Below are 26598 nucleotides of genomic sequence, written 5' to 3' on the forward strand. Positions count from 1 at the left end.
CGTTCAGCTCCGCACCACCGCGCCGGCTTCCTGCTCCAAGGCTTGCCGGATGCGGCCCATCGCCTTGTCCACCTGTTCGTCGGTCAGGGTCTTGGCAGGGTCCTGCAGGATGAAGCTCAGCGCGTAGCTCTTCTTGCCGGAGGGCAACTTGTCGCCCTGGTACACATCGAAAAGCCCGACATCCTGCAGCAATTTGCGTTCGGCATTGAAGGCCAGCTTGCGCAGCGCGTCGAAACGCACGGCCTCGTCGAGCAACAGGCTCAGGTCGCGACGCACGCTGGGAAAGCGCGGCACCTCCATGTGGCCGATCTCCTGCGCGCGGCAGGCCTCGAGCAAAGCGTCCTCATCAAGCTCGGCATAGTACACCGCTTGCGATACATCGCTGGTCTTCAGCACAGGCTTGGCCACTTCACCGAGTTCGCCACAGCGGCGGCCTTTGATGCGCAGGGCGTGCGCATCGCGAAGCAGGGCATGTCCGGTCGGCTCCCAAGTGGCGAGCGTATCCAAGCCCAGCCGCTGCAGCAGGCTTTCCACCTCCTCCTTCGCATCGAAGAGGTCGGCCTTGCGTGCTGTGCTCCGCCAGTTCTCGGCGAAACGCCGCCCGGTGAGCACGATGCCAAGCGATTCCGTTTCGATGACCTTGTCACCATCGCGGCGATAGGTGCGGCCCCGCTCGAAGCAGGCCAGGTCGCGTTGCTGCCGATTGAGGTTATGGGCCACGGCCTGCAGCATGCCGAAAAGCATGGTGGGGCGCAGCACGTCCAACTCCGAGCTGAGCGGGTTGGCGAGTGTGACGAGTTCTTCCGTCGCGGCCACCCCGCTATTCACGCAGCGTTCGCCGTTCACCAGCGAGGGGGTCATCACCTCACGAAGGCCACGCGCGGCGAGGTGCGCGGCGCCTTGCTGACGAAGGCTTTCCAGGGTGAGCGCCTCGTGGACCACCGGCGGCATCATCAGATGCGCCGGCAGCGGCACCTGGTCATAGCCGTGGACGCGCAAGATCTCCTCGATCACATCCGCAGGGCGGTACACGTCCGTGCGGTAGGCGGGCACCACCACGTGCAGCCCATGCGCATGGCGCTCCCGGATGCGGAAGTCGAGCGACTCCATGATGCGGACGATGTCGTCCGCAGCGATACGCACACCGGTGAGATGTTCCACCTCGGCGAAGCGCAATGGCACTTCGCGCGCGGTGCGTGGTTTGTCGTTGATGTCGGTGATGGGCGATGCGATACGCGCACCGGCCACATCCTTCAGCAGCAAGGCCGCGCGCTTCAGGGCGTACACGGTAAGATCGGGGTCCACACCGCGCTCGAAGCGGAAGGAGGCATCGGTGTTGAGGCTGTGGCGGCGCGCCGTGCGGCGGATGTGCGCCGGATCGAACCACGCGCTCTCCAGAAAGACCGCGGTGGTGCCTTCAGCAACACCGCTCCTCAGACCGCCGAAGACACCCGCGATGCAGGCCGGCTTCTCCGCATCGGCGATCACCAGGTCGCCCGCATCCAGTTGGCGCTCCTTCTCATCCAGCGTGACAAAGGACTCACCGGCCTTCGCCATGCGCACCACGATGCGGCGACCGGCGAGCCTGTCGGCATCGAAGGCGTGGAGGGGCTGGGCGAGTTCGTGCTGTACGTAGTTGGTGGCGTCCACCACGTTGTTGATAGGCTTCAGGCCGATGGCCAGCAGGCGGTCCTGCAACCATTGTGGCGAAGGGCCCACGCGCACATCGGTGAGCGTGACCCCGGCATAGCGCGGCGCGGCCACCGGGGCCTGCACCTCCACCTTCACCGCATCGCCGTCGTGGTCCTGCGCAAAGGCCGACACATCCGGCAGCTTCAATTCCAGCGAGAGGCCACGCCGGTGGTTCAACGCGGCGATGAGGTCGCGCGCCACACCCACATGGCCCATGGCATCGGTGCGGTTGGGCGTAAGGCCGATCTCCAGCACATGGTCGCTGGTGAGCTTCAAGTAGTCCGCGGCGGGTGTGCCTACGGCGGCACCAGGATCGAGCACCAGGATGCCTTCGTGGCTTTGGCCCAGGCCCAGCTCATCCTCGGCGCAGATCATGCCGTGGCTTTCCACCCCGCGGATCTTGCTCCTCTTGATCACCAGGCTGCCGCCATCATGCATGTGCAGCGTGGTACCCACGGTGGCCACGAGCACCTTCTGCCCGGCCGCCACGTTGGCAGCGCCGCACACGATCTGCGCCTGCTGCCCGCCGAGGTCCACCACGGTCACGCTCAGGCGGTCGGCATCGGGGTGCTTGGCGCATTCCAGCACCTGGCCCACCACCACCCCGGCCAGCATGCCCTTCAACGGCTCGAAGGTCTCCACGCTCTCCACTTCGAGGCCGGTACTGGTGAGCACCTCGGCCGCCTCATGCGGGGTCAGGTCGCTATCGATGTACTGCTTGAGCCAATTCCAGGAGATGCGCATGGGGTGCTCGGGCGCCCGCCTGTGACGGGCAGGCGGCGAAGTTATCCGAATGGCCCATGGTCACTGGTCGATCGGCGATCGACACCCTTGTAATTTCGCCCTGCTCCCATGGACTACATCGCGCTGGCCATTCCGCTCTTCTTCCTGCTCATGGGCCTGGAACTGTCATGGAGCGCATGGACGAACCGGAAGGTCTACCGCTTCAACGATTTCATCGCGAACATGGGCTGCGGCATCGGCTCGCAGATCGTGGGGGCCTTCACCAAGGCGGGCATCTTCGCCGTGTACCTGGCGGTGTACGACCATTGGCGGCTGTTCACCCTGGAGAACTCGGCCCTCACGTGGGTCGTCACGTTCCTGCTGATCGACCTGCTGTACTACTGGTTCCATCGCCTGAGCCACGAGGTGAACTTCCTCTGGGCCGCGCACATCGTGCACCACCAGAGCGAGGAGTACAACCTGAGCGTGGCGCTGCGGCAAAGCTGGTGGCAGGGGCTGTTCAGCTTCTGGTTCTATGTGCCCGTGGCCTTCCTGGGCGTGCACCCGCTCACCATCGTCACGGTGGGCGCCTTCGTCACGCTGTACCAGTTCTGGATACACACCAAGGCGCTTGGCAAACTGGGTCCGCTGGAATGGCTGTTCAACACGCCCAGCCACCACCGCGTGCACCACGGCAGCGATCCCAAGTACATCGACCGGAACCATGCGGGCACGTTGATCATCTGGGACAAGCTCTTCGGCACCTTCCAGGTGGAGGAGGAGGAACCCGTGTACGGCATCACCACGCCCCTGAACACCTGGGACCCGCTGAAGGCGAACTTCCACTACTACCAGGACCTCTTCCGCTGGGCACGACAGGCGCGCACCTGGAGGGACAAACTGCTGATCTTCCTCAAGCCACCCGGTTGGAGACCGGCCTACATGGGCGGTTTCCAAGGGCCCACGGCGAAGGACCGCGCGACGTACCGCAAGTACGACACCCAGGTGCCGCGCACGGTGAGCGGCTATGTCGTCGCACAATTCGCGCTGCTGCTGTTGGTCACCACTTTCTTCCTGTTCCGCCAAGGTGAGCTGGGGCCGGTGCGCATGTGGGCCACTGCTGCGCTGGTGGTGCTGTGGGTGATGGACCTGGGCCTGTTGATGGACGGCCGTCGATGGCCGATGGCGGTGGAGGTGGGGCGCGTGCTGGCGTTGGGCGCCATGCTCCTCTTCAGCACGGACCTGTTGCCTTTCCCATGGGCAGCGATGACCAGCGCCGTGGTGGTCGCAGGCTCGCTGCTGGGCTTGTGGTGGATGTCCCGCACCATGGCCGTTGTCTCCCCTGCGCATTGACCCTCGCGGCTCGGGGCCTTGACTAACTTGGCGGCCGCGCACCCCATGGACATCCGGAAGAACATCCCCATCAACGGGGCGGCCTATGGGCTGGCGCTGCTGGGCACCATCATCGGCGACACCCAGGACATCCGTCCGCTGGTGTACCTGTGCAAGCCGCTGCTGCTGCTGATCCTCTCGTCGTGGTTCTTCTTCAGCAGCCGCCGTGTGGGCGACCGCTTCACCCTGCTGGTACAGGCGGGGCTGTTCTTCTCCCTGGCGGGCGATGTGGCGCTGATGTTGCCGAGCGCGGACCAGTTCTATTTCCTCATCGGGTTGGCGGCCTTCCTCATGGCGCACCTCTGTTACACCATGGCCTTCGCCCAGAACATCGCCGACGCCGGACCAGGCGCTGGTCCGCTGGTGCCCCTGCTCATCGCCATCGCGCTGGTGGCCTTCGGTTTCTTTTTCGCGCTGGACCTGGTGCCCAAGGTGGACGATAGCGTTTCCCTGCCGGTGATCATCTATGTGGTGGCCATCACGCTCATGGGCATCGCCGCTGCCTTCCGCTACGGCCGCACCTTTCCAAGAAGCTTCATGCTGGTGATGGCCGGGGCCGTGCTGTTCATCCTCTCCGATGCGCTGCTGGCCACGAACCGTTTCATGAAGCCGTTGGACCATGCGGCCTGGAGCGTGATGCTCACCTATGGTCTGGCGCAGTTGCTGATCGCGGCCGGCTGCCTGGCCCATGTGCTGGATCCCGAGGAGATCCGCCGCCGCGCCGCGCTGGACACCTGATCAGCTGATCCGGCCCCACACACGATCGCTGCGCAATTGCTCCTGCAAGTTGCCGGCGATGGCCGCATGCGAACGGTCAGTGAGCGTGGGGTCCTGCTCCAGGATGCGCCGGGCCACCTCGCGCGCCTGCTGCATCAGGCCACCGTCCTCCACCAGGTCGGCGATGCGCAAGGGTGGCAGGCCACTCTGCTGCGTGCCCATCAGGTCACCGGGCCCACGCAGCCGCAGGTCCTTTTCGGCGATCACGAAGCCGTCGTTGGTGGAGACCATCGCCTGTATGCGTGCCCCGGCGTCGGCGCCGAGCTTGTCGCCCGACATGAGGATGCAGTAGCTCTGCTCGGCGCCGCGCCCCACGCGTCCGCGCAACTGGTGCAGCTGGCTCAGCCCGAAGCGCTCGGCGTTCTCGATCACCATCACGCTGGCGTTGGGCACGTCCACGCCCACTTCGATCACCGTGGTGGCCACCAGGATGTCCGTCTCGCCCTTCTTGAAGCGCGCCATTTCGAAGTCCTTCGTGGCCTGGTCCATACGGCCATGTACGATGCCCACGGCGTAGCGCGGCAATGGGAAGCGACGCGAAAGGCTCTCATAGCCGTCCATCACGTCCTTCAGATCGGTCTTCTCGGACTCTTCGATCAAAGGGTAGACCACATACACCTGCCGCCCCTTGGCGATCTCCTGTTCCAGGAAAGCGAATACCGCGTTGCGCGACGAATCGAAGCGATGCACGGTCCGAACGGGCTTGCGGCCTGGTGGCAACTCGTCGATCACACTGGTGTCCAGGTCGCCATAGAGCGTCATCGCCAGTGTGCGTGGGATGGGCGTGGCGGTCATCACCAGCACGTGCGGCGGGGTCTCGCCCTTCGCCCACAACCGGGCGCGTTGTGCCACGCCGAAACGGTGCTGCTCATCGATCACCACCAGACCCAGCTTGTGGAACACCACACGGTCCTCCAGCAGGGCATGCGTGCCCACCAGGATGTGGACCTCGCCCAAGCGCAATGCCGCCAGGATGCTTTTCCGCTCCGCGGCCTTGGTGCTGCCGGTGAGCAGGCGCACCGTGATGGGCATGTCCTTCAAAAAGCCGGTCAGGGTGTTGAAGTGCTGCTGCGCGAGGATCTCCGTGGGCGCCATGAGCGCGCTCTGGAAACCGTTGTCCAGCGCGATGAGCATGGCGAGCAGGCCCACGAGCGTCTTGCCGCTGCCCACATCGCCCTGCACCAGCCGGTTCATCTGGTGGCCGCTGCCCAGGTCGCGGCGGATCTCCTTCACCACGCGCTTCTGCGCACCGGTGAGTTCGAAAGGCAGGTGTTCCTTGTAGAAGGTGTTCAGCAAGGTGCCCACCTGGGCGAAGACCAGGCCGTGGACCCCATCGCGCAACATGCGCTGGCGCACCAGCAGGCGCAACTGGATGAAGAACAACTCCTCGAACTTCAAGCGGCGGCGGGCCTTCTCCAGCAACGACGGGTCCTGCGGAGCATGCACCTGCCGCAGGGCCTGCTCGCGCCCCAGGCCACCCAGCATCTCCACCAGTTCGGCGTTGAGCGTTTCGGGCAATTGCCCCGCGATCTGCCCCAGGAGCGCCACCTGCAATTTCCATAGCGCGCGGCCCGTGAGCCCTCGTGCTCCGAGTTTCTCCGTGGTGGAATAGACCGGCCGCATCGCCGTCTCGAGGCCCTGGTCCCACACGGCGGCGCTCTCCAACTCGGGGTGCGCGAAATTCAACTGGCCTTTGAACACCGATGGTTTGCCATAGAGGATGTACTCCTCGCCCGGCTTCAGCGACCCCTGCAGCCAGCGGGTGCCTTGGAACCACACCAGGTCCACCGCGCCGCTCGCGTCGGTGAAGGTGGCCGTGAGCCGCCTGCCGCGCTTTTCGCCCACCGTGCGCAGGGGTCCCAGCACGCCGCGCAATTGCACCGCCTCGCCATCGGGCCGCACATCGGCCACGCGGTGGAAGCGGCTGCGGTCCACGTAACGGAATGGGAAGTGGTACAGCAGATCGCCGAAGGTGCCGATGCCGAGCTCCTTGCGCAGCAACTCGCCACGCTGAGGACCCACCCCTTTCAGGTACTCGATCGGGGTCTCCAGCACATGCGCCATGGCGGGCGGAAATTACGCGCCGCCTTGCGCCACACCTGACGACGGTTAACATGGGCTTCACACCACGCGTCTACCTTGCCCAGGATGGCCTTCCTGCTCGCCGGACATGGACGCGAACTGCTGGAGCGCTTCGGCGAGGCGCTGCGGGTGGCACGCGAGCGGCCCACCGAGAAGCGTGTGCACGGCTTGCGCGTACGCATGAAGAAGTTGCGGAGTCTGCTGCGGCTTGCCGAGGCGATGGCGCCGGGAGATGGCCCGCCCAAGGGCCCCATGCGCCGGTTGCTCGCGCTCTTCAAGATGGCTGGCGAACAGCGCGAGACGGTGGTCTCCGCCAAGGTGGTGCGCTCGCTGCCGCTGCGCGATCCCACCTCGGCGGAGCCCTACGTGACCGATCTCGGCGATCGAGGCCGCAAGGCGGGCAAAGCCATGCGGAAGGCCATGGACGACCTGCGACCTCGCGACATCCAACGGCTGCGGCGCCACCTGGGTACGGTGGGCAATGCGCTCACGCACACACAGGAGCGCAAGGCCGCGCGGCGCTACGTGGCGATGGAGATGCGGCGGGCCCGCACCCTGCTGCGGCGCGGCGCCCCGGGTGAGGAGTTGCACGAGGTGCGCAAGCACCTGAAGAATGCCTGGCACACGCTGCGTCTCCTGGGTGACACAGGACCACTCGACGAGCGGCAAAATGATCTGTTGGGGCGGTTGGACGGCCTGCAGGAAAACCTCGGCGACTGGCACGACATCCAGGTGGTGGTGGAAGACCTGGACCGGACCGAACGCCGGCCAGCCGTGCTGCGCCGGGCCGCCATGGCCAGACAGCGCCGCGAACGAAATAGATTGATGCGGTCGCTGCAGAAAGCGCTTGAGCCTTGAACCCCGGCGATACGGCTGTTCAGATCGCTCCCACGCCCAGCATCAGCGCAGGTTCCTCCATCAACGTTTTGAACATGTTGAGGAACTCCGCACCGGTAACGCCGTCCACCACACGGTGGTCACAGCTCAGGGTCACCTTCATGGTGTGGCCCGGCACGATCCGCCCGTCCCGCACCACAGGCTTCTCGTGGATGCCACCCACCGCCAGGATGCAGGCATCGGGCGGATTGATGATGGCGGTGAATTCCTCGATGCCATACATGCCCAGGTTGGAGATGGTGAAGGTGTTGCCTTCCCAGTCCTGCGGCTGCAGCTTCTTTTCCTTGGCCTTCTTCGCGAAGTCGCGCACCTCGGTGGCGATGTTGCGCAGGGGTTTGCCATCGGCGAAGCGCACCACCGGCACCAGCAGACCTTCATCCACCGCTACGGCCACACCGATGTGCACATGCTGGTTGTAGCGGATGCGGTCACCGAGCCAGGCACTGTTCACCTTGGGGTGCCGCTTCAGCGCCAACGCGGCGGCCTTGATGACCAGATCGTTGTAGGAGATCTTGTCCGGTGCGATCTGCTTGTTGATCGCTTCGCGCACTTGCATGGCGCGCTCCATGGCGATCTCCAGGGTGAGGTAGAAGTGCGGTGCGCTGAACTTGCTCTCCGCCAGGCGGCGCGCGATGGTCTTGCGCATCTGGCTCACGGCCACTTCCTCGAAGGCTTCCACTTGCGCGACCTGATAGGCGCCGCCGCCCCCGGTGAAATTCTCGATGTCGCGCTTGGTGATGCGGCCCTCGGGGCCACTGCCCTGTACGCGTCCCAGATCGATACCCTTTTCTTCCGCCAACCTCCGCGCCAATGGACTCGCGGTCAAACGGCCATTGCCTGTTGCCGGTGCCACGACCGTTGCCGGCGCACCACCGAATAGCGGCTTAGCGGCGGGTGCTTTGACCGCTGTGGCCGCGGGTGCCGGCGCATTCTTTTCCTCCTCCTTGTCATCCCGAGCGGATCGAAGGGATCCCTCCTTCTTCTCTTCCACTGGTCCCTTATCCTCCTTCACCTCCTGCACCACCGCCTTCGCTCCTTCCGCCTCGGCTTCAGCCAGCAGCTTGGTGATGTCCTCGCCCTTCTTCCCCAGCACGGCCAGCACGCTGTCCACCGGAGCGGCCTTGCCGGCCTGCACACCGATATGCAGCAACACGCCATCGGTGAAGCTTTCGAACTCCATGGTGGCCTTGTCGGTCTCGATGTCGGCGAGCACCTCACCGCTCTTCACGGTATCTCCCACCTTCTTGTGCCAGGCGCTCACCACCCCTTCGGTCATGGTGTCGCTCAACTTGGGCATGCGTACGATCTCGGCCATGGTCTGGAAGCTGGGTCGTGGTCAGTCCTTCAGAAAAGGGTAATCACCCTGCTTGTACACGTCGATGTGGAGTTCCTCTTCCGGCGGTGCGGGGCTTTCCTCGGCGAACTTCACAGAGGCTTCCACAGCTTTTTTCGCGTCGGCGTCGATGGCGTCGAGCTCCTTCTCCGTGGCCCATTTGTTCTCCATCAGCGCTGCACGCACCTGCTCGATGGGGTCCTGCTGCTTGTAGCTCTCAACCTCTTCCTTGGTGCGGTACTTCTGGGGGTCGCTCATGCTGTGACCCTTGTAGCGGTAGGTGCGGATGTCCAGCAGGACAGGACCGTTCCCGGCGCGCACATGCTCACAGGCCTCGGCGATGGCGAGATGCACATCCTCGCAGCGCATGCCGTTCACCGAGCGGCCGGGCATGTCGTAGCTCTCGCCGATGGTGCTGAGGTCGTGCACGTTGCTGGTGCGCTCCACGCTGGTGCCCATCGCGTAGTTGTTGTTCTCGATGATGAAAATGACCGGGAGCTTCCAGGTCATGGCCATGTTGAAGGTCTCATGCAGGATGCCCTGGCGCACAGCACCGTCGCCCATCATGCAGAGGGTGACATGGTCCTCGCCGCGGTATTTGTCGGCGAAAGCGATACCGGCGCCCAGGCCGATCTGCCCGCCGACGATGCCGTGGCCGCCGAAGAGGTTGCGGGCCTTGTCGAAGTAGTGCATACTGCCGCCCTTGCCCTTGCTGGTACCGGTGATCTTGCCATAGAGTTCGGCCATCACATGGTTCGGCGATTCGCCCAGGGCGAGCGGGTGGCAATGGTCGCGATAGCCGGTGATGATGCGGTCCGATGGCCGGATGGCGGTGACCATGCCGGCCAGCACGGCCTCCTGCCCGATGTAGAGGTGGCAGAATCCACCGAACTTCTGCATGGTGTAGAGTTGACCGCACTTCTCCTCGAAGCGGCGCATGAGGATCATGTCCTTGAACCAGCGCAGGTAGGTGTCCTTGCCGAAGGAACGGTCTTGGGCGCGGCCGTCCGGCTTCTTCGATCCCGTCTTGGCCGTGGCGGTCTTGGTGCTCATGTAGGGCTTGGATGGCGCCGGGAAAGTCGCGGTTCCGGCGGGGTGGGCAAATATAGCCCGGCCCCTTGTGGTCCCACGGTGGCTATGACTTCAGGAAGGAGGCGTCGAAGGACCAAGGCAGGAGGTCGCCCGCTCGCTCCAACACGTGGATCGGGCCATTTTGTGCGGCCATGATCAAGCGCACAGGACCATGCTGTCTGGACTCCTGCTCCGCCAGGGCTTGGCGGCAAATGCCGCAAGGGGACACGGGGCGGCCCTGCGGCGCATCGGGTACCACGATGGCCATGGCCTCCACCAAGCCCTGTGGATGCGCTGCCATGGCGGCATGCAGGGCGGTGCGTTCGGCGCAGATGCCTGCCGGAAAGGAGGCGTTCTCCTGGTTGCTGCCAGCCACGATCTCGCCACTGTGAAGCCGCAACGCCGCACCCACGCGGAAGTGCGAGTATCGGGCGTAGGCACCCAAGGCGGCCTGGCCGGCGCGTTGCACGAGCTCGCGGTCGCCTGCGGACAGCTCGTCAAGTTCGGTGACCGTGCATCGTACCTCGAATCGCTCCTCTTTCGCCATGTGCCGGGGAATGCGCCAAAAGTAGACCCGCCCGATCGAACCACGGTTCGCCGCCCTCGTCCTACGGGGCCGTTGGCTAAGTTTGACCCCCTGACCAGTTCCGTGAACACGCCGCTGCCCGCCATAGCACGCTTCGCCCCCATCTCCCTGGCGGAAATGGATGGTGTGAAACTGCAGGACCGCAACGACACGAAGTATGTCTTCGGCCAGGAACAGTTGGCCGCCGTGCTCGAGCGCATGTTGGACGAGTACCGCATCCTGGAAGTGGGTGGCGTGCGGGGCACGGCCTACCGGAGTCTCTACCTGGATACGCCTGACCTGCGCCACTACCGCGACCACCACAACAGCCGCACGCTGCGGAGCAAGGTGCGCTTCCGCGAATACGTGGGCAGCGGACTGGTCTACCTGGAGGTGAAACGCAAGACCGGGCGCGGACGCACGGACAAGGTGCGCATGCTGGTGAAGTCCATCCCCGATACCCTGAGCCCGGAACAAGCCAGTTTCGTGGCTAGTGCCAACGGTGGCCAGGAAGTGCTGGTGCCCTCGCTGTGGAACCACTTCACGCGCTACACCTTCGTGCACAAGCGGCTGCCGGAGCGCCTCACCATGGACCTGGACCTGCGCTTCTCAGGCCCGGATGGCGAAAGTCCACTGGGCGGCATCGTCGTGGCCGAATTGAAGCAGGAGCGCATCGACCGGCGCTCCACCTTTGCCCGCATCATGCGCGACATGGGCATCCGGCCGGCCGGCATGAGCAAGTATTGCGTGGGGATGCTGATGTTGCACCGACCCGTGAAACACAACGCTTTCAAACCCGTGCTGCGGATGCTGGAGCGCATCCGGCAGGCGGCCTGACCAACAAGGGACCAGCAGATGAAAGTATTCGGCATGCCGCTCTTCCACCCCGACATGTGGGAGCTGCTCTTCAAGTTCGGCATCAACATCACGGTGCTGTTCATCCTCATCCGGCTCATCTATTACCCCATCCACCGGAAGAAGGACTACCTCTTCACCTACTTCCTGTTCAATGTGCTCATCTTCTTCCTGTGCGTGCTGCTGAACAGCGTGAAACTCAGCATCGGCTTCGCCTTCGGCCTGTTCGCCATCTTCGGCGTGCTGCGCTACCGCACCGAGCAGATCTCCATCAAGGACATGACCTACCTGTTCGCGGTGATCACCATCGCGGTGATCAATTCACTCGCGAGCAAGAAGGTGAGCCTGGCCGAACTGCTGTTCACCGATGGCATGATCCTGCTGGTGACCTTCGCGCTGGAGCATCTCTGGCTCACGCGGCATGAGGCCATGAAGCAGCTGATCTACGAGCGCATCGACCTGATCAAGCCGGCGAACCGCGCGCAGCTCTTCCAGGACCTGCAGCAGCGGCTCGGGGTTAAGGTCTCACGCGTGGAGGTGGGCCGGATCGATCTGCTGCGCGACACGGCCCAGATGCGTGTGTTCTATTACGAGGACGAGCAGGACCACGGCTCCTTCATGGACGCGCCCCGCGACGACGGGGATGACTGAGCGGAGCGCGTTCAGGCGCGGTGCACGAGCGCGATGGCATAGGCGCAGGCGCCTTCCTCGCGGCCCACGAATCCGATCTTCTCGTTGGTGGTGGCCTTGATCCCCACGGCATCATCGCCCACACCCAGGATGGGCGCGATGGCCGCGCGCATGGCCGGCACATGGGGCATGATCTTCGGGCGCTCCATCACCAGCGTGCAGTCCACGTTGCCGACGCGCCAGCCGACCGCGCCGAGCTTGTCCACCACGGCCTTCAGCAGCAGCTTGCTGTCAGCGCCTTTCCAAGCGGGATCGGTGTCGGGGAAGTGCTGGCCTATGTCGCCCATGGCCACGGCTCCCAGCAGCGCATCGCACAAGGCATGCAACAGCACATCGGCATCGGAGTGGCCCAGAAGTCCTTGGTGGTGCGGAATGCGGATCCCCCCGATCCAAAGTTCCCGGCCGTCGGCCAGCCGATGCGTGTCGTAGCCGAAACCGACGCGGAAGTCGGTCATCCCTCCGAAGGCTTCTTCTTGGGTCCCTTCCCGTCGAAACGGAAGCCCAGGGTGAAGCGCAGCGTGTTGGCCAGCGGACTGCGCTGCATGTTGGCGATCAGGTAGCTCAGATCGAGCGAGAAGATGTTGTAGCGCACCCCCGCCCCGATGGTGAAGTACTTGCGGTTGCCCTTGGTATAGTGCTCCCAGAAATAGCCGGTGCGGAAAGCGAATTGGTCCGCGTACCAATACTCAAAACCACCGGCCAGGTTGATCTCGCGCATCTCCTCGCGGAAGCGGCTGCCCGATTCGATCAGGAGGTTGCCGTTGTCATCGTAGTAGACCACGCCCGGGGCGTCGGAGAAGGAACCGAACATGCCGGCCGCCACACCCACGGTGGGGTCCACGCCGCTGGCCACCGCGGGCCGGCCGGTCACGGGGTCGATCACCACGGCGCCATTCTCATCCAGCAGGTACACCGGCGGGGTGGGCACCAGCAGCTTGTTCACATCGAAGGCGAAGGTGATGCTGTTGTACTCGTCGAGGTCCAGTTTGAAGCTGGGGCCCAGACGCAGGTTGATGGGGATGAAGTCCTGCGCGGCGGTCTCCGTGTAGGACATCTTGGCGCCGATGTTCGAGATGTTGATCCCGAAGGCCAGGGTGGCATCGCGCCCGCTCACTTGCATCTCATCATTCACGTAGTAGGCGCTCACATCGGCCGCCACGCTCTGGCCCGCTTTGGAATTGGCGCCCTGCACGCTGATGCCGCCGGTGAGGTTGCTGTTGACGTAGCGGATGGCCACACCACCGGAGACGCGATCGCTGAACTGCTGGGCGAAGGCCAGGTCCACGGCGAACTCGGCCGGCTTGAAGTCCCGGATGGTGGCCCCATTGATATCGGTGAACAGGATGCTGCCCAGGTTGAAATAGCGGAGCGAGCCGCCCACGGCGCTGCGCTTGTTGCTCAGGCGCTTGTAGCCCGCCAGGTAGGCCAGGCTCATGTCGGGCACCAGATTGCGCAGCCAAGGGCTGTAGCTCATGAAGAACTCCCCGTCATTCTCGGCGAAGGCCAGTTTGGCGGGGTTCCAGTGGATGGCATTGGCATCGGGCGAAACGGCCACGCCGGCATCACCCATGCCACCGGCCCGCGAATCAGGGGAAATGATGAGGAAGGGGACCGCCGTGGTGATGGTGTTCAATTGATCGCCGCACTGCTGGCCCGCGGCCTGGAACTGGGGGTCGCAGGGCTGGGCGTGAACAACGGAAGCCGAGGTCCACAGAACAAGCACGAGCAACAGGGGCGCCAGGGGTCGTAAAGCAAGCATCAGCGAAGGGTTCGGGCCGGAAAGGGCCGCAAATATACGCGGCGGGACAGGGGTTTATTGTGCGTATCAGCGCAGGATCACGAGCTTCTCGAACTTCTCGGCACGCTCGCCTTCCGGGGTGACGACGCCCACCCGGTACACATAGACGCCCCGGCCCAGCTTGTCGCCGAAGTCGTCCCGGCCGTCCCAAGGCAGACCTTCGATGCGGTAGCCCTCGCAGGCCAGTTGGCGGCTGATGGTCTTCACCAGCCTGCCCGCCACGGTGAAGACCTGTACCTGCACCTGCAAGGTGGTGCAGGGCCGGTTGTGCTCGAAGAAGAACTCCGTGTAGGTGGTGAAGGGGTTCGGATAGTTGAGCACATGGGCCAGGGCCAATTCCGCGGAGGGCGCCACAACGAACTCCGTGGTGGCCTCGCTGCTGTTGTTGAACACGTCCCAGGCCTTCAGGTGCAGGGTGTGGGGACCATCAGCAAGGTCCTTGAAGCGATACCGCACCGTACCGCTCTTGTAGGTGTCCAGGTCGGCCTCATAGAGGTCGTTGAGCACGATGGCCTGCTCGCTGTTCTCGTTGAGGGTGGCCAGCAGGTCGTGGCCAATGCTGCTGCCCACCGTGTTGATGCCATTGTCATCGAAGAGCTTGGCGAAAAGCAAAGGACTCTCATCGGTCATGCCCCCGCGCACGAAACGGTCATCATTCATGTACAGGTCGATGCGTGGCCCTTCCGCATCCTCGGCCACGTCGCTGGCGGTGCCTCCCACGATGGGGTCGTTGTCGTACCCGCAGGCGTTCTGGTCCCAGCTTTCGGCATAGCAGCTGACACGCCCGGTGCCGAAAGCGTAGTTGATGTCCTTGGGTACCACGAAGGTGAAGTTGAACTCGCCATTGGTCACGGAGGCCTTGCCCCGGTAGATGATGTTCTTGCGGATCTTGAAATCATAGGGCTGACCGCCATCGTTCGCCAGGGTGGCCTGTTGCAGTTCCTTGTCGTACACGGTGGGGATCACCAGACCGTTGAAGCCTGCCAGCGGTTGTCCGCCGCCATCGTCGATGAAGCCCCGGATGCGCACCGTGCTCAAGGCTTTCAGCGTATCCAAGGTGTTCCCCATCGTATCGGTAATGGCGGTGATACGAGCGTCCAGCCGGGGCATGGCCAGGCGCTGGCTGGGGTCGCCCAAGAGGGAGAAGTTGCGGTGGTTCACGCTGTTGGGGCTGGCCGTGGAGATGGCGCGCTTGGTCTCGCGGTAAATGTCGCCCAGCATCTGGGGCCTTCCATCCGGGCCGACCTTGTTGAACACATGGTCGTAGAATTTCTGGCCCAAGGCGAAATTCTCCCCAGCGAAGGCCAGGCGCGTGGTGCTCATCAGGCCGATGCCCCCACCGCCGGGGTTGAGCAGTACATACTCGCCAGCACTGGTGCGCCCCGGATCATCCCAACGGGAGAACTCACAGGTGGCGGTCATGAACAGGGGCAGCCGGTCGCGGTTTGTCCAACCCAGTATGGTGCTGATGTCCAGGATCCGTTCGTGCGCCCAACCCACCTCACCACCGTGGCCGATGTAATTCACCAGCAGCACGCCTTTCTGCACCTTCTCGCGGATGTCCGTATTGGCCTGGGGGTAGCGCTGGCCGCCGGGGGTGCTGATCTGCTGGTAGGCGTCCAGCAGGATCTTGTCCACATTGAAGCAGGGGTGCTCGGTTTCCACCCGGGTGGCGAGGATGTTGCTCTGCGACATGTGTATCCAGCCTTCGAAGGAATCGCCGGTCTGGTCGTCGCTGACGAAGAGCACCTGGGAGCGCCAGTCGGCCATGCCACCATCGCCGGTGGTGGAGCAGACGTCGCCGGTGGCGCTCAGCATCAGCAGGCGGTCATGGTCCAGGATCTTGTCCACCACCTCGCGTGCCTGCTGGGCGGTATGCACGGGCAGCCGACCGATGCCGATATCCACCAGGTCGCCGGAGAACTCCCCCTCATTGGCATCCAGCAGGCCGAAATAGTCGTCCGAGGTGTAAGTCTGTGTGGGCAGTGTGGAGTTCTCGGTCTGGTAGCTGGGAACGAAATTCTGGTTGCTCTCGGCCAGTGAGATGTTGTTGTATGAGCCATCACCGAAGAGCAGCAGGTAGCGCGGCATCAACTCCTCGTCCGTGCCGGCGCGATCGTAAAGCATCCGCATGTAGCGCTTGATCGCCGTGGCGTCGCGGGCGCCCGAACTGAATTCGTTGAAGACCTGTTGCGGGGTCGCGATGCGCACATTGAACCCGTCGTCCACCCGGCGCTGGGCCAGGCGCTGCGCCTGCGCCATGAAGATGGGCGGGCACACGATGACCAGGTCGGTGGGCAGTGCTGTGGCGTGCAGGTCCTGGTTGGTTACGGCACCACGCCCCACCGGCGTGAGATAGCCCGCATCACGGAAGGCGATGAACTCACGAAGCGTGTCGGTGTGAAGCCTGAAGATGGCATTCTGGCCTTCGAGGATGAAGGGCAGGGTACGTACGTTCACCGGGTCGCCGATCTCCCAGATGCGATGCACCGCCTGCGCCTGCTGCACCACGAACTCAGCGATCTCCCCGGTTCCCACCGACGCCAGGTCGCGGAACGCGAGTTGGTCGCCGATCATGCGCAGCTCCCTCCGGCAATTCAAGGACAGGAAGTTCAACCAGGCCACCGAGGTGATCGGATTGAACTTGTTGAAGGTCATCGACACGGGCACTGTGCCGCCCGATGGCGACAAGGTCATCAACTGATTGAAGGGACGCGCGAAAAGTGACGTGTATTGTTCCGGCACGCCCTGCACGTTGAAGGTGTTGTTGAGGGCACCACCGGAGGTAATGGTGAATGAACTGATGTTCTGCTGCCCGATCGTGCGTGCCGCCCCATTGACGATGAGCGTGGCCTCCGCGCCCGGCTCCAGGAAAGGGGTCTCGAAACTGAAATTGTAGGTGGTGACCACGTCGAAATGCTCACCGAAGAAGGTGCGGCCGGACTTGAGCAGATTCACCAGGTCGCGTTCAATGAACTGCCGGTCATCAAAGTTGGTCACCGTGCGTGTGGGCGCTTCATTGGCGAGTGGTACCGTGGTGATGCGCTTGGGCGGGTCGATACCAATGCCGATGAAGTAGCTGGCCGAATCGCTGTAGACGTTCTTGGTGTGCTCGAAGCGGCCGTTCTTCAGGTCCCATCGATTCGGTCCCGAGGCATAGAACAGGATATGGTCTCCAGGACCGAATACCCCATCACCACCGTCCACCACCTCGATCGCGTTCAGCAGCAGGTCCGTTGGCCGATCCACGTTGTTCTGGAAAGGCAGCATGCCGAAGTGGTTGCCATAGACGTTGATCTGGTCCGATGCCAGGCCGTTCACATTCAGCCCCAGGCTGTTCAGGAATTCATAGGTGAGCCGGTACACCCCGTCACGATGCACAGTGAAGCGATACCAGTCCCCTGCGGCCAGCCTGGAGGTCTCGGGGTAGGCCTTCGCCACGCCGTCCTTTGCCATGCCCACCTGCTCCACGATGTCCAGCCGGAAGGAGACCAACTTCTCCAAGCGGCCTGTGGCCGGGTCGCGCCGGAACGGCAGGATGCTGACCATGGCTTGGGGGCGCTTGCGGTACCAACCCAAGTGGGTGAGCACCTCGGGGGCGCTGCCGATGGTGTCGAGCGTGGGCCATTGGCCGCGTTCGGCCATGGTGAGTTGCGCATACTGGGCGTTGCTCAGGTGGGCGGTAAAGCCCGTGGCACCCATGCGCAAGGGCAGGGTCTCCTGATGGAAGGGCAATTCGCCACGCGCACGGTCGATGAAGGCGCCTTGGAAAGTAGAAGGTTGGACAAGCTCCCCTTGGGGCGTGCGTTGTTGGTCCATCGGTGCGGCCTGCCCTCTGACCTGCGGGGTGGCTTCCACAAGCATGGATGTCCATTGGAGCACGCGATCCACACCCACCTGGCCCATGGTGGGAATGTGGATCAGAAGAACGACGAGGAGAACGGCAGCGACGAGGTACCGAGGGCGCGTCATGAACAGGGATGAACAGGTTATCAACAGTTCGGGCCAAAGTACTACCTTCGGCCCTTGCGTAATTGGAACACCCGACGAACGGTCTTGGATCGCCCTTATTGCCAAGACCTTCGGGGCAACCGTTATGCAGGGGGATCCGTATACTTGGCGCTGGCTCCATAGCCTAGATCGATCGAGAGCATGATGGAATGGACCATTCGGCGTGCGGCCATGGGCCTTGCACTGGGGGTGATCGTTGGCCTGCACGCGGGTGCTCAGGATCCGCAGTTCACGCAGTTCTACGCCAATCCCTTGTACCTGAATCCCGCGTTCGCGGGCACCGCCCGTTGCCCGCGGGTGGTGATGAACTACCGCAACCAATGGCCGGCGCTCACGGGGACCTTCGTCACCACCAGCGCCAGCTACGACCAGCATGTGGATGGCATGATGGGCGGCCTTGGTCTGTTGGTCACCCACGACCAGGCCGGCAAGGGCACCCTCAACACCACCACGGTCAGTGGCATCTACTCCTACCAGCAGGCCATTTCGCGCAAGTTCTCCATGAAGGTGGGCTTCCAGGCCACCTACTTCCAGAAATCGCTCGACTGGAGCAAGCTCACCTTCGGCGACCAGATCGACCCGCGCCGGGGCTTCATCTACAACACCAATGACGTGCCCCGTGGCGGCTCCATCGGCAATGCGGACTTCAGCGCCGGGGTGCTGGGATACAGCGATGTGTTCTTCGTGGGCTTCGCCGCGCACCATCTCACCGAACCCAACGAATCGTTGATCGTGGGCACCAGCAAACTGCCCATGAAACTCACCGGCCACGCCGGCGCCGCTATCCCGGTGGGCATGCGCGGGAAGTATGGTGATGCCCGCACCCGCATCTCCCCGAACATACTTTATCAGCAGCAGGCGGCGTTTCGCCAGTTGAACCTGGGCCTCTACGTGGACCATGGTCCGATCACGGCGGGGGTCTGGTACCGGACCCGCGATGCCTTCATCGCCTTGATCGGCTTCCAAACCGAGAAGTTCAAGTTCGGCTACAGCTATGATGTGACCACTTCGCGCCTGACCACGGCCACCGCAGGTAGCCATGAGATCAGCGTGCAACTGCTCTTCAACTGCAAACCCAAGTCGAGAAGGTTCCGGGTCGTAGCCTGCCCCACCTTCTGAACCAGTCCAAGCCACGAATCCCTGAAAGGACCATGAGCCTCGCAAGGAATATCGCCATCATCACCGCCTGCGGCGCGCTGCTCAGCGCCTGCCAGTTCGAGAAAAGCGGTGCCACCGGGTGGAACTACAACGACTCCAAGAACGGCGGCTTCGAGAAGGTCGGATTCGAGGAGCAGGAGAATGGCCCCGGCCTCGTGCTGATCGAGGGCGGCCAGTTCACCATGGGCCGTGTCACCGACGATCTGCGGCACGAGTGGGACAACGTGCCACGCACCGTCACGGTGTCCTCTTATTACATGGATGAAGTGGAGGTGACCAACTTCTTCTGGCTCGAGTATCTCTATTGGCTCGAGCGCGTCTTCGCGGCCGACTACCCGGAGATCCACAAAAAGGCCCTGCCCGACACCCTGGTCTGGCGCAGCAAGCTGGCCTTCAACGAACCCTACGTGGAATACTACCTGCGCCACCCGGCCTACCGCGACTACCCCGTGGTGGGCGTGAACTGGCTGCAGGCGAACGACTACTGCGCCTGGCGCACAGACCGCGTGAACGAGATCATCCTCATCCGCGAGGGGCTGTTCGAGCACTACCCCAACCAGATCAACGAGGACCACTTTACCACGGACTCCTATCTGGCCGGACAGTACGAGAGTGGCAAGAAGGTGGACGGTGTGACGGACTTCAACCCCAACCGTGACACGCGCAACATCAAGATGGAGGACGGCGTGCTGCTCCCCCGTTACCGCCTTCCCACCGAGGCCGAGTGGGAATACGCCGCGTACGGTCTGGTGGGCAATACGGTGGACGAGCGCATCATCGAGCGGCGCATCTACCCTTGGAACGGCCATTGGGTGCGTTACGACAGCCGCAAGAAAGGCGGCGCCTTCTTCGGCGATTTCCGCGGCAATTTCATGCGCGGCCGTGGCGATTACATGGGCGTGGCGGGCAGCCTGAACGACAATGCCGACGTGACGGCACCCGTCTACTCCTACTGGCCCAATGATTACGGCCTCTACAACATGGCCGGCAACGTGAGCGAATGGGTGATGGACGTGTACCGCCACCTGAGCCCGGAGGACAAGGACGACTTCCGCCCCTTCCGAGGCAACGTGTTCAAGACCAAGGTGCTCAACAGTGACGGCGTGGTGCAGGACAAGCACGACCTGGTGAACTACGACGTGGACGGCATCAAGTATTACCTCACCGAGTTCCAGACGCTGATGCAGGGCCGCGCCACGGATGAGGAGGCCCAACTCATCGACGACCTGCTGGAGCAGGCGGAACAGGCCATCGACTTCAAGAACACCCGCAAGCACGACGCCGCCATGCAGCGCGTGCAGGACATGGTGGACAACATCAAGAGCAAGGACCTGGACATCTGCCCGAAGCTTCTGAGCGGCATCAGCGACTACCAGTCCGACCAGCCGGGTGACGTGCGCTGGCGGAACGTTTCGGTGGAGGAGAACATCGACCGCCGCAACTACCGGAATTCAGACAACATCAACTTCCGCGACGGCGACGTGGAGAGCAGCATCTATTTCGACCAGGCCGATTTCGAGGGCAATCCGATGTACGACTGGGGCAAGACCTCCTTGCTCAACGACCGCAGCCGCGTGTACAAGGGCGCCTCCTGGGCAGACCGCATCTACTGGGCCAACCCCGGCACACGCCGCCACCTGGACGAGCGCCAAAGCACGGCCACCATCGGTTTCCGTTGCGCCATGACCCGCGTGGGCAGCCCACGGGGACTCAACGACTCCAAGCGTCGCGACAAGCTCAAGCGCTGAGCACGCACCGCGATCTACTTTCGAGCCCCCGGCCCATCCGCCGGGGGTTCTTGCATGGATGACCACCATTGAACAGATCCACAAGGCCTTCCTCGGCTCCAGTGGAGCCTGCACGGATACGCGGGACATCGCGGAGGGCGTTCTCTTCTTCGCCCTGAAGGGGCAGCGATTCGATGCCAACGCATTCGCGGCGGAAGCGCTCGGCAAGGGAGCCCGCCAGGTGGTGGTGGACGACCCGCAGGTGGTGCGCGATGAGCGGTACCTGCTGGTGCCCAACGTGCTCGTGGCACTGCAGGAACTCGGACGTCATCATCGCCGCACCTTCAACATCCCGGTGATCGGCATTACGGGCAGCAACGGCAAGACCACCACCAAGGAGCTGCTGCACGCCGTGCTGGCCGTGGACCGACCCACGCTGGCCACCACGGGCAACCTGAACAACCACATCGGGGTGCCGCTCACCCTGTTGGGACTCACCGGGGAGCACCGGATCGCCATCATCGAGATGGGCGCCAACAAGCCGGGTGACATCGCCGAATTGGCGGCCATCGCGGAACCGACGCACGCGCTGATCACCAACATCGGACGCGCGCATCTGGAAGGCTTCGGTGGCCTCGAGGGGGTTGTGCGCACGAAGACCGAACTCTACGCGCACATCAAAGCACATGGTGGCCAGCTCTTCGTGAATGCGGACGACGGCCTGCTGATGGAGAAGAGCGCCGGTCTGCGCAGGGCCACCTACGGCACCACCCCGAAGGCGGACACCTCCGGCGCACTGGTCGGCGAAGGTCCCTTCATGGAACTCGTATTCGCAGGCCGCGATGGCCGTGCGTACCATGTGGCCACCCGCCTCATCGGCGACTACAACCTGCCGAACGCCTTGGCCGCGGTCGCCATCGGGCAGTACTTCGGTGTGGCCGACGACCGTATCGCCGAAGCCTTGGCGGCCTATGTGCCGGGCAACAACCGGTCGGAGTTCCGCGATACCGGCCGCAACCAATTGGTGATGGATGCCTACAACGCCAACCCCACCAGCATGGCGGCGGCGCTGAGGAACCTCGCGGCCATGCGCAGCGACCGGCCCAAGCTGGCCATCCTGGGCGACATGCTGGAACTGGGCGCGGACAGTGCCCGGGAACATGAAGCCATCGTTGCACTGGTCAAGGACCTCGGCCTTGCCGCACGCTTCGTGGGACCGGAATTCCAGCTCCGCACCAAGGAACTGTCCTACCCCGATGCCGCATCACTGCTGGGATCCCTGAATAAGGAACCCCTCACCGGGCACCTGGTGTTGGTGAAGGGATCGCGGGGGATCAGGCTGGAGGCGGTGGTGGAAGCCCTTTAGCCCTTCAGCACATTCCTGCTGATCACGATGCGCTGCACTTCGCTGGTGCCCTCGTAGATCTGGGTGATCTTGGCATCGCGCATCAGGCGCTCCACGTGGTACTCCTTCACATAGCCGTAGCCACCATGCACCTGCACGGCCTCCACGGTGGTCTTCATGGCCACTTCACTGGCGAAGACCTTGGCCATGGCGCTGGCCTGATCGTAGTTCAGGTGCTGGTCCTTCAGCCAGGCGGCCTTGAGGCATAAGAGCCGGGCGGCTTCGATCTCGGTGGCCATGTCGGCCAGCTTGAAGGCGATGGCCTGGTGCTCGCTGATCGGCTTGCCGAAGGCTTTGCGCTCCTTGCTGTAGGCCAGCGCCAGTTCGTAGGCGCCACTGGCGATGCCCAGGGCCTGCGAGGCGATGCCGATGCGACCACCACTCAAGGTCTTCATGGCGAAGGTGAAGCCGAAGCCATCCTCCCCGATGCGGTTCTCCTTGGGCACCTTCACATCCTGGAACATCAGGGTGTGTGTGTCGCTGCCGCGGATGCCGAGTTTGTCCTCCTTGGGACCCACCACGAAACCGGGCATGCCCTTCTCCACGATCAGGCAGTTGATCCCTTTGTGCTTCTTGGCCGCATCCGTCTGGGCCATCACCAGGTAGGTGCTGGCCGTGCCCCCGTTGGTGATCCAGTTCTTGGTGCCGTTCAGCAGGTAGTGGTCGCCCATGTCGATGGCCGTGGTGCGCTGGCTGGTGGCATCGCTGCCGGCCTCGGGCTCGCTCAGGCAGAACGCGCCGATCTTCTCCCCCTTGGCCAGGGGCACCAAGTACTTCTGCTTCTGCGCCTCGTTGCCATAGGTCTCCAGGCCCCAGCACACCAAGCTGTTGTTTACGCTCACCACCACGCTGGCACTGGCGTCCACCTTGCTCAACTCCTCCATCACCAGCACATAGCTGATGGTGTCCATGCCGCCACCGCCGTACTTGGGGTCCACCATCATGCCCAGGAAGCCGAGCTCGCCGAGCTGCTTGATCTCCTCCGCCGGGAAGCGCTGCTCACGATCGCGCTCGATCACACCCGGCTTCAGCACATTCTGGGCGAAGTCGCGGGCGGCGTCGCGGGCCGCGATCTGTTCCTCGGAGAGTTCGAAGTTGAGGCCTTGGAGGGTGGCGGTGTCTTGCATGGTATGGGTCGCTTGAGGCAGGGATCGCGAAGGTAACGGTCATGGGCCATCGCCGGTTTGTCGGGAAGTGACCGCAGGGCCGCCGTCCGGTGCGAAGCACGCACCACCTTTGCCGCATGGCGACGCACCGGGTGCTGGGGGTGATGAGCGGCAGTTCGCTGGACGGGCTGGACCTGGCGTTGTGTTGTTTCCAGGAAGATCAGGGCCGGTGGAAGCATACCATCGAGGATGCCGTGACCGTGCCCTTCGGCGGTGACACACGAGGCCGACTGATGAACGCCATGCGGGCCGATGGGCTGGAACTGGCCCGCCTGCACCGCGATCTGGGCATCCGCATCGGCGAAGCGAGCCGTGACTTTCTTGCCGGACGCCATGTGGACCTGATCGCCTCGCATGGCCACACCATCTTCCACCAGCCTGCAGAAGGACTCACCCTCCAAGCTGGCTGTGGTGCGCACATCGCAGCCCTTACGGGCAGGCCGACAGCATGCGACTTCCGCACGTTGGACGTGGCCCTGGGTGGCCAGGGCGCGCCGCTGGTGCCCATGGGCGAGCTGTTGCTCTTCCCGGACCACCGGGCTTTCCTCAACATCGGCGGCATCTGCAACATCTCGATGCACATCGATGGAAATATGACCGGTTACGACGTCTGCATCGGCAACCAGGCATTGAATGAACTGGCCGCCGAAGCCGGCATGCCCTACGATGCCCAGGGAGCCCTGGCCCGGACAGGACGGATCATGCAAGACCTCCTGTACCAACTGGATGCCCTCCCCTTCCACCAACAGGCGCCGCCCCGCTCTTTGGGGCGTGAATGGTTCGAAGCATCCCTAGCGCCCTTGATCCGTGACCGTGCGACTCCTGTGGCGGACCGGTTGCGCACGGTGGTGGAGCACATCGCCGGGCGAACAAGCCAAGCGCTCGCCCATGCGAAAGGCCCCGTATTGGTCACTGGTGGTGGCGCGTTCAACACCTTCCTGACGGAGCGTATACGCGCCCTGGCCGCGGTCACCATCGAAGTACCGGCACCCGAGCTAGTCTCCTTCAAGGAAGCACTGGTCTTCGCCCTCCTTGGCCTGTTGCGCTGGCTGGGCCGCCCCAACACGCTGGCCAGCGTGACCGGAGCCGCCCATCACAGCAGTGGCGGGGCCTTGTACATGCCCAATTAACACGGAGCTTGGATAATGTGCCCCCCCTTGGGCAGGCCCCCCATGGCACCCCGGTTACATTTGACCCCGAGCCTGCGGAACCCCCATGCGTGAAGCCCTGCGCCGCTTTGAGGAGCGTGCACCGGAGATCGTCTTTGAATGGAACGATGCGCCCTCCGGTGCGCGCGGCTGGGTGGTGATCAACAGTCTGCGCGGTGGAGCGGCCGGTGGCGGTACACGCATGCGCAAGGGCCTGGACCGCCGAGAAGTGGAAAGCCTGGCCAAGACCATGGAGGTGAAATTCAGTGTCTGTGGACCACCCATCGGAGGCGCCAAGAGTGGCATCGATTTCGACCCCGCCGACCCCCGCAAGCGCGAGGTGCTGGACCGCTGGTACAAGGCCGTGATGCCCCTGCTGAAGACCTATTACGGCACCGGCGGTGACATGAACGTGGACGAACTCCACGATGTGATCCCCATCACCGAGCGCTATGGTCTGCGCCACCCCCAGGAAGGCGTGGTCAATGGTCACATCGGCACGCAGGAGGAAGTGAAGATGCAGGCCATCGCACAATTGCGCGAAGGTGTGAGCAAAGTGGTGGACGACCTGGCGTACGTGCCGGTACCTGGCAAGTATGCCGTGGCGGACATGATCACCGGCTGGGGCGTGGCCGAAAGTGTACGCCATCATTACCGGATCAAGGGCATTCCCATCGCCGGAAAGCGCGTCATCGTGCAGGGCTGGGGAAACGTGGCCGCCGCCGCGGGCTATTACCTCAGCCGCCAGGGCGCGATCATCACGGGGATCATTGACCGGCATGGCGGGGCCATCAAGCCCGATGGCTTCCGCGCCGATGAGGTCCGGGAGCTCTTCATGGACAAGGATGGCAACAAGCTGCGGTCGCAGGACATGCTGCCCTTCGAGGATGTGGACGCGCGCATCTGGGATACCGGCGCGGAGATCTTCCTGCCTTGTGCCGCCAGCCGCTTGGTGACCCGGGACCAGGTGGACCGTATGGCGGCCAACGGTCTTGAGGCGGTCAGCGCCGGTGCCAATGTGCCCTTCGCCGATCAGGAGATCTTCTACGGCCCCATCGCCGAGCATGCCGATGGCCTCGCCGCGGTGATCCCCGACTTCATCGCCAACTGCGGCATGGCGCGTGTATTCGCCTATTGCATGCGGCCCGGCGCCGAACTCACCGACAAGGCCATTTTCCAGGACGTGAGCGATACCATCGCCAAGGCCCTGGAGGACGTCCATGGCCGTAACCCGTCAACCACCCATCTCACCCGAACGGCCTTCGAGATCCAACTGGAAAGGCTCGGCTGAAAAATTTCCCGGGACGGATCGCCGTTCCATCACAACCAGGACCCACCGATGAACATCCCGCTCCTCAACCAGATCCAGGACAACGCCGAAGCCGCTCGCCAGGCACTTGAACAGCTCAACGCACCGCCCGTGGAACCCGTGATCGAGACCATCTCGGTGTGGGAGCTGATCCAGAACGGCGGCTGGTACATCATGGGGCCGCTCGCCTTGATGTCCATGCTCGCCGTGTACCTCATCATCGAGCGTTCGATGGCCATCCGCCGTGCGTTGCGCGAGGACAAGGACTTCATGAACAAGATCCGCGATTACATCCACGAGGGCAAGATCGACAGCGCCCGCAACCTCTGCGCCCAGAGCACCACGCCGGTCTCGCGCATGCTGGACAAGGGCATCAGCCGCATCGGCAGGCCATTGAAGGACATCGAAGTGAGCATCGAGAACGCTGGCAAGCTGGAGATCTACCAGTTGGAAAAGGGTCTTGCCATCCTGGCCACCATATCCGGCGCCGCGCCCATGATCGGCTTCCTCGGCACGGTCATCGGCATGATCGTCACCTTCCACACCATGAAGATCAGCGGAGCCGGCGTGGAGATCGCCCAACTCAGTGGCGGCATCATGCAGGCCATGGTCACCACCGTGGCCGGTCTGGTCATCGGCATCATCGCCTACATCTCCTACAACACTCTCACCGCACGCGTGAACAAGGTGGTGCAGAAGATGGAGGCCAGCACCATGGCCTTCATGGAGGTGCTTGATTCACCCGTGAAATAGACCACCATGGGACTGCGCAGCACACACCGGGTCGATGCGGGCTTCA

General features: G+C 63.5%; 20 protein-coding genes. 11 read left to right on the top strand and 9 right to left on the bottom strand.

The genetic code is table 11. The annotated features are described in order from the left end of the window. Positions 1–3 precede the first annotated feature (3 nt). On the bottom strand, positions 4–2436 hold the full coding sequence (pheT, locus tag KIT10_07770; GenBank protein ID MCW5899155.1) for a phenylalanine--tRNA ligase subunit beta: 2433 nt from the start codon (positions 2434–2436) through the stop codon (positions 4–6). Positions 2437–2544: 108 nt separating this feature from the next. Here pheT and KIT10_07775 point away from each other — a divergent pair, with 108 nt between their 5' ends. Together KIT10_07775 and KIT10_07780 are read left to right on the top strand one after the other, a co-directional pair. Continuing rightward, positions 2545–3768, top strand: a complete 1224-nt coding sequence (locus KIT10_07775; GenBank protein ID MCW5899156.1) for a sterol desaturase family protein — start codon at positions 2545–2547, stop codon at positions 3766–3768. Positions 3769–3795: 27 nt separating this feature from the next. Next, complete coding sequence (locus KIT10_07780) at positions 3796–4545, top strand: lysoplasmalogenase (GenBank protein ID MCW5899157.1); 750 nt, start codon at positions 3796–3798, stop codon at positions 4543–4545. Here the strand turns inward: KIT10_07780 and recG are convergent, their stop codons facing one another. Next, positions 4546–6648 (bottom strand): ATP-dependent DNA helicase RecG, encoded by a 2103-nt coding sequence (gene recG, locus KIT10_07785; protein MCW5899158.1) that lies wholly within the window; start codon positions 6646–6648, stop codon positions 4546–4548. Positions 6649–6732: 84 nt separating this feature from the next. Between recG and KIT10_07790 the strand changes: the two genes are divergently transcribed. Then, positions 6733–7524 (top strand): CHAD domain-containing protein, encoded by a 792-nt coding sequence (locus KIT10_07790; protein MCW5899159.1) that lies wholly within the window; start codon positions 6733–6735, stop codon positions 7522–7524. Between the two features lie 19 nt (positions 7525–7543). On the opposite strand, the gene KIT10_07795 is transcribed toward KIT10_07790, so the two are convergent. The 3 genes from KIT10_07795 to KIT10_07805 all read right to left on the bottom strand — a co-directional run bounded on the left by KIT10_07795 (position 7544) and on the right by KIT10_07805 (position 10514). Beyond that, positions 7544–8878 carry a 2-oxo acid dehydrogenase subunit E2 gene (locus KIT10_07795; GenBank protein ID MCW5899160.1) on the bottom strand — a complete coding sequence of 445 codons (1335 nt, stop codon included), beginning with the start codon at positions 8876–8878 and terminating at the stop codon, positions 7544–7546. A gap of 21 nt (positions 8879–8899) precedes the next feature. Further along, positions 8900–9949, bottom strand: a complete 1050-nt coding sequence (pdhA, locus tag KIT10_07800) for a pyruvate dehydrogenase (acetyl-transferring) E1 component subunit alpha (protein MCW5899161.1) — start codon at positions 9947–9949, stop codon at positions 8900–8902. Positions 9950–10031: 82 nt separating this feature from the next. Beyond that, positions 10032–10514 (bottom strand): cytidine deaminase, encoded by a 483-nt coding sequence (locus tag KIT10_07805; protein MCW5899162.1) that lies wholly within the window; start codon positions 10512–10514, stop codon positions 10032–10034. Positions 10515–10586: 72 nt separating this feature from the next. Between KIT10_07805 and KIT10_07810 the strand changes: the two genes are divergently transcribed. Together KIT10_07810 and KIT10_07815 are read left to right on the top strand one after the other, a co-directional pair. Then, entirely contained in the window at positions 10587–11369 is a 783-nt protein-coding gene (locus tag KIT10_07810) for a polyphosphate polymerase domain-containing protein (GenBank protein MCW5899163.1), read from the top strand. A gap of 18 nt (positions 11370–11387) precedes the next feature. Next, positions 11388–12038, top strand: a complete 651-nt coding sequence (locus KIT10_07815) for a DUF4956 domain-containing protein (GenBank protein ID MCW5899164.1) — start codon at positions 11388–11390, stop codon at positions 12036–12038. An 11-nt stretch (positions 12039–12049) separates the two neighbouring features. Here KIT10_07815 and ispF read toward each other — a convergent pair whose 3' ends face one another. The 3 genes from ispF to porU form a co-directional block, all read right to left on the bottom strand. Beyond that, on the bottom strand, positions 12050–12532 hold the full coding sequence (ispF, locus tag KIT10_07820; GenBank protein MCW5899165.1) for a 2-C-methyl-D-erythritol 2,4-cyclodiphosphate synthase: 483 nt from the start codon (positions 12530–12532) through the stop codon (positions 12050–12052). Next, positions 12529–13836, bottom strand: coding sequence for a type IX secretion system outer membrane channel protein PorV (gene porV, locus KIT10_07825; GenBank protein ID MCW5899166.1), 1308 nt, complete (start codon positions 13834–13836; stop codon positions 12529–12531). Before porV ends, ispF begins: the two co-directional genes overlap by 4 nt. 66 nt (positions 13837–13902) lie before the next feature. After that, a complete protein-coding gene (gene porU / locus KIT10_07830; protein MCW5899167.1) occupies positions 13903–17847 on the bottom strand; it encodes a type IX secretion system sortase PorU in 3945 nt (1314 codons plus the stop codon). 210 nt (positions 17848–18057) lie between these two features. Here porU and KIT10_07835 point away from each other — a divergent pair, with 210 nt between their 5' ends. Genes KIT10_07835 through murF form a run of 3 tightly spaced genes read left to right on the top strand, consistent with a single transcriptional unit; the run spans position 18058 to position 22137 of the window. Next, positions 18058–19005 carry a type IX secretion system membrane protein PorP/SprF gene (locus tag KIT10_07835; protein MCW5899168.1) on the top strand — a complete coding sequence of 316 codons (948 nt, stop codon included), beginning with the start codon at positions 18058–18060 and terminating at the stop codon, positions 19003–19005. A 32-nt stretch (positions 19006–19037) separates the two neighbouring features. Continuing rightward, positions 19038–20792, top strand: a complete 1755-nt coding sequence (locus KIT10_07840) for an SUMF1/EgtB/PvdO family nonheme iron enzyme (GenBank protein MCW5899169.1) — start codon at positions 19038–19040, stop codon at positions 20790–20792. 58 nt (positions 20793–20850) lie between these two features. Further along, positions 20851–22137: a UDP-N-acetylmuramoyl-tripeptide--D-alanyl-D-alanine ligase gene (gene murF, locus KIT10_07845; GenBank protein MCW5899170.1), complete on the top strand. Its 1287-nt coding sequence runs from the start codon at positions 20851–20853 to the stop codon at positions 22135–22137. Here murF and KIT10_07850 read toward each other — a convergent pair. After that, positions 22134–23303: an acyl-CoA dehydrogenase family protein gene (locus KIT10_07850; protein ID MCW5899171.1), complete on the bottom strand. Its 1170-nt coding sequence runs from the start codon at positions 23301–23303 to the stop codon at positions 22134–22136. The two genes, murF and KIT10_07850, sit on opposite strands and share 4 nt — an antisense overlap. Positions 23304–23419: 116 nt before the next feature. Between KIT10_07850 and KIT10_07855 the strand changes: the two genes are divergently transcribed. The 3 genes from KIT10_07855 to KIT10_07865 all read left to right on the top strand — a co-directional run bounded on the left by KIT10_07855 (position 23420) and on the right by KIT10_07865 (position 26552). Beyond that, positions 23420–24472, top strand: coding sequence for an anhydro-N-acetylmuramic acid kinase (locus tag KIT10_07855; GenBank protein ID MCW5899172.1), 1053 nt, complete (start codon positions 23420–23422; stop codon positions 24470–24472). Between the two features lie 85 nt (positions 24473–24557). Further along, positions 24558–25781: an amino acid dehydrogenase gene (locus KIT10_07860; protein ID MCW5899173.1), complete on the top strand. Its 1224-nt coding sequence runs from the start codon at positions 24558–24560 to the stop codon at positions 25779–25781. A gap of 48 nt (positions 25782–25829) precedes the next feature. After that, positions 25830–26552, top strand: a complete 723-nt coding sequence (locus KIT10_07865) for a MotA/TolQ/ExbB proton channel family protein (GenBank protein ID MCW5899174.1) — start codon at positions 25830–25832, stop codon at positions 26550–26552. Positions 26553–26598: the final 46 nt, after the last annotated feature.

The sequence above is a fragment of the Flavobacteriales bacterium genome, from assembly GCA_026129465.1.
GTDB lineage: Bacteria > Bacteroidota > Bacteroidia > Flavobacteriales_F > PHOS-HE28 > PHOS-HE28.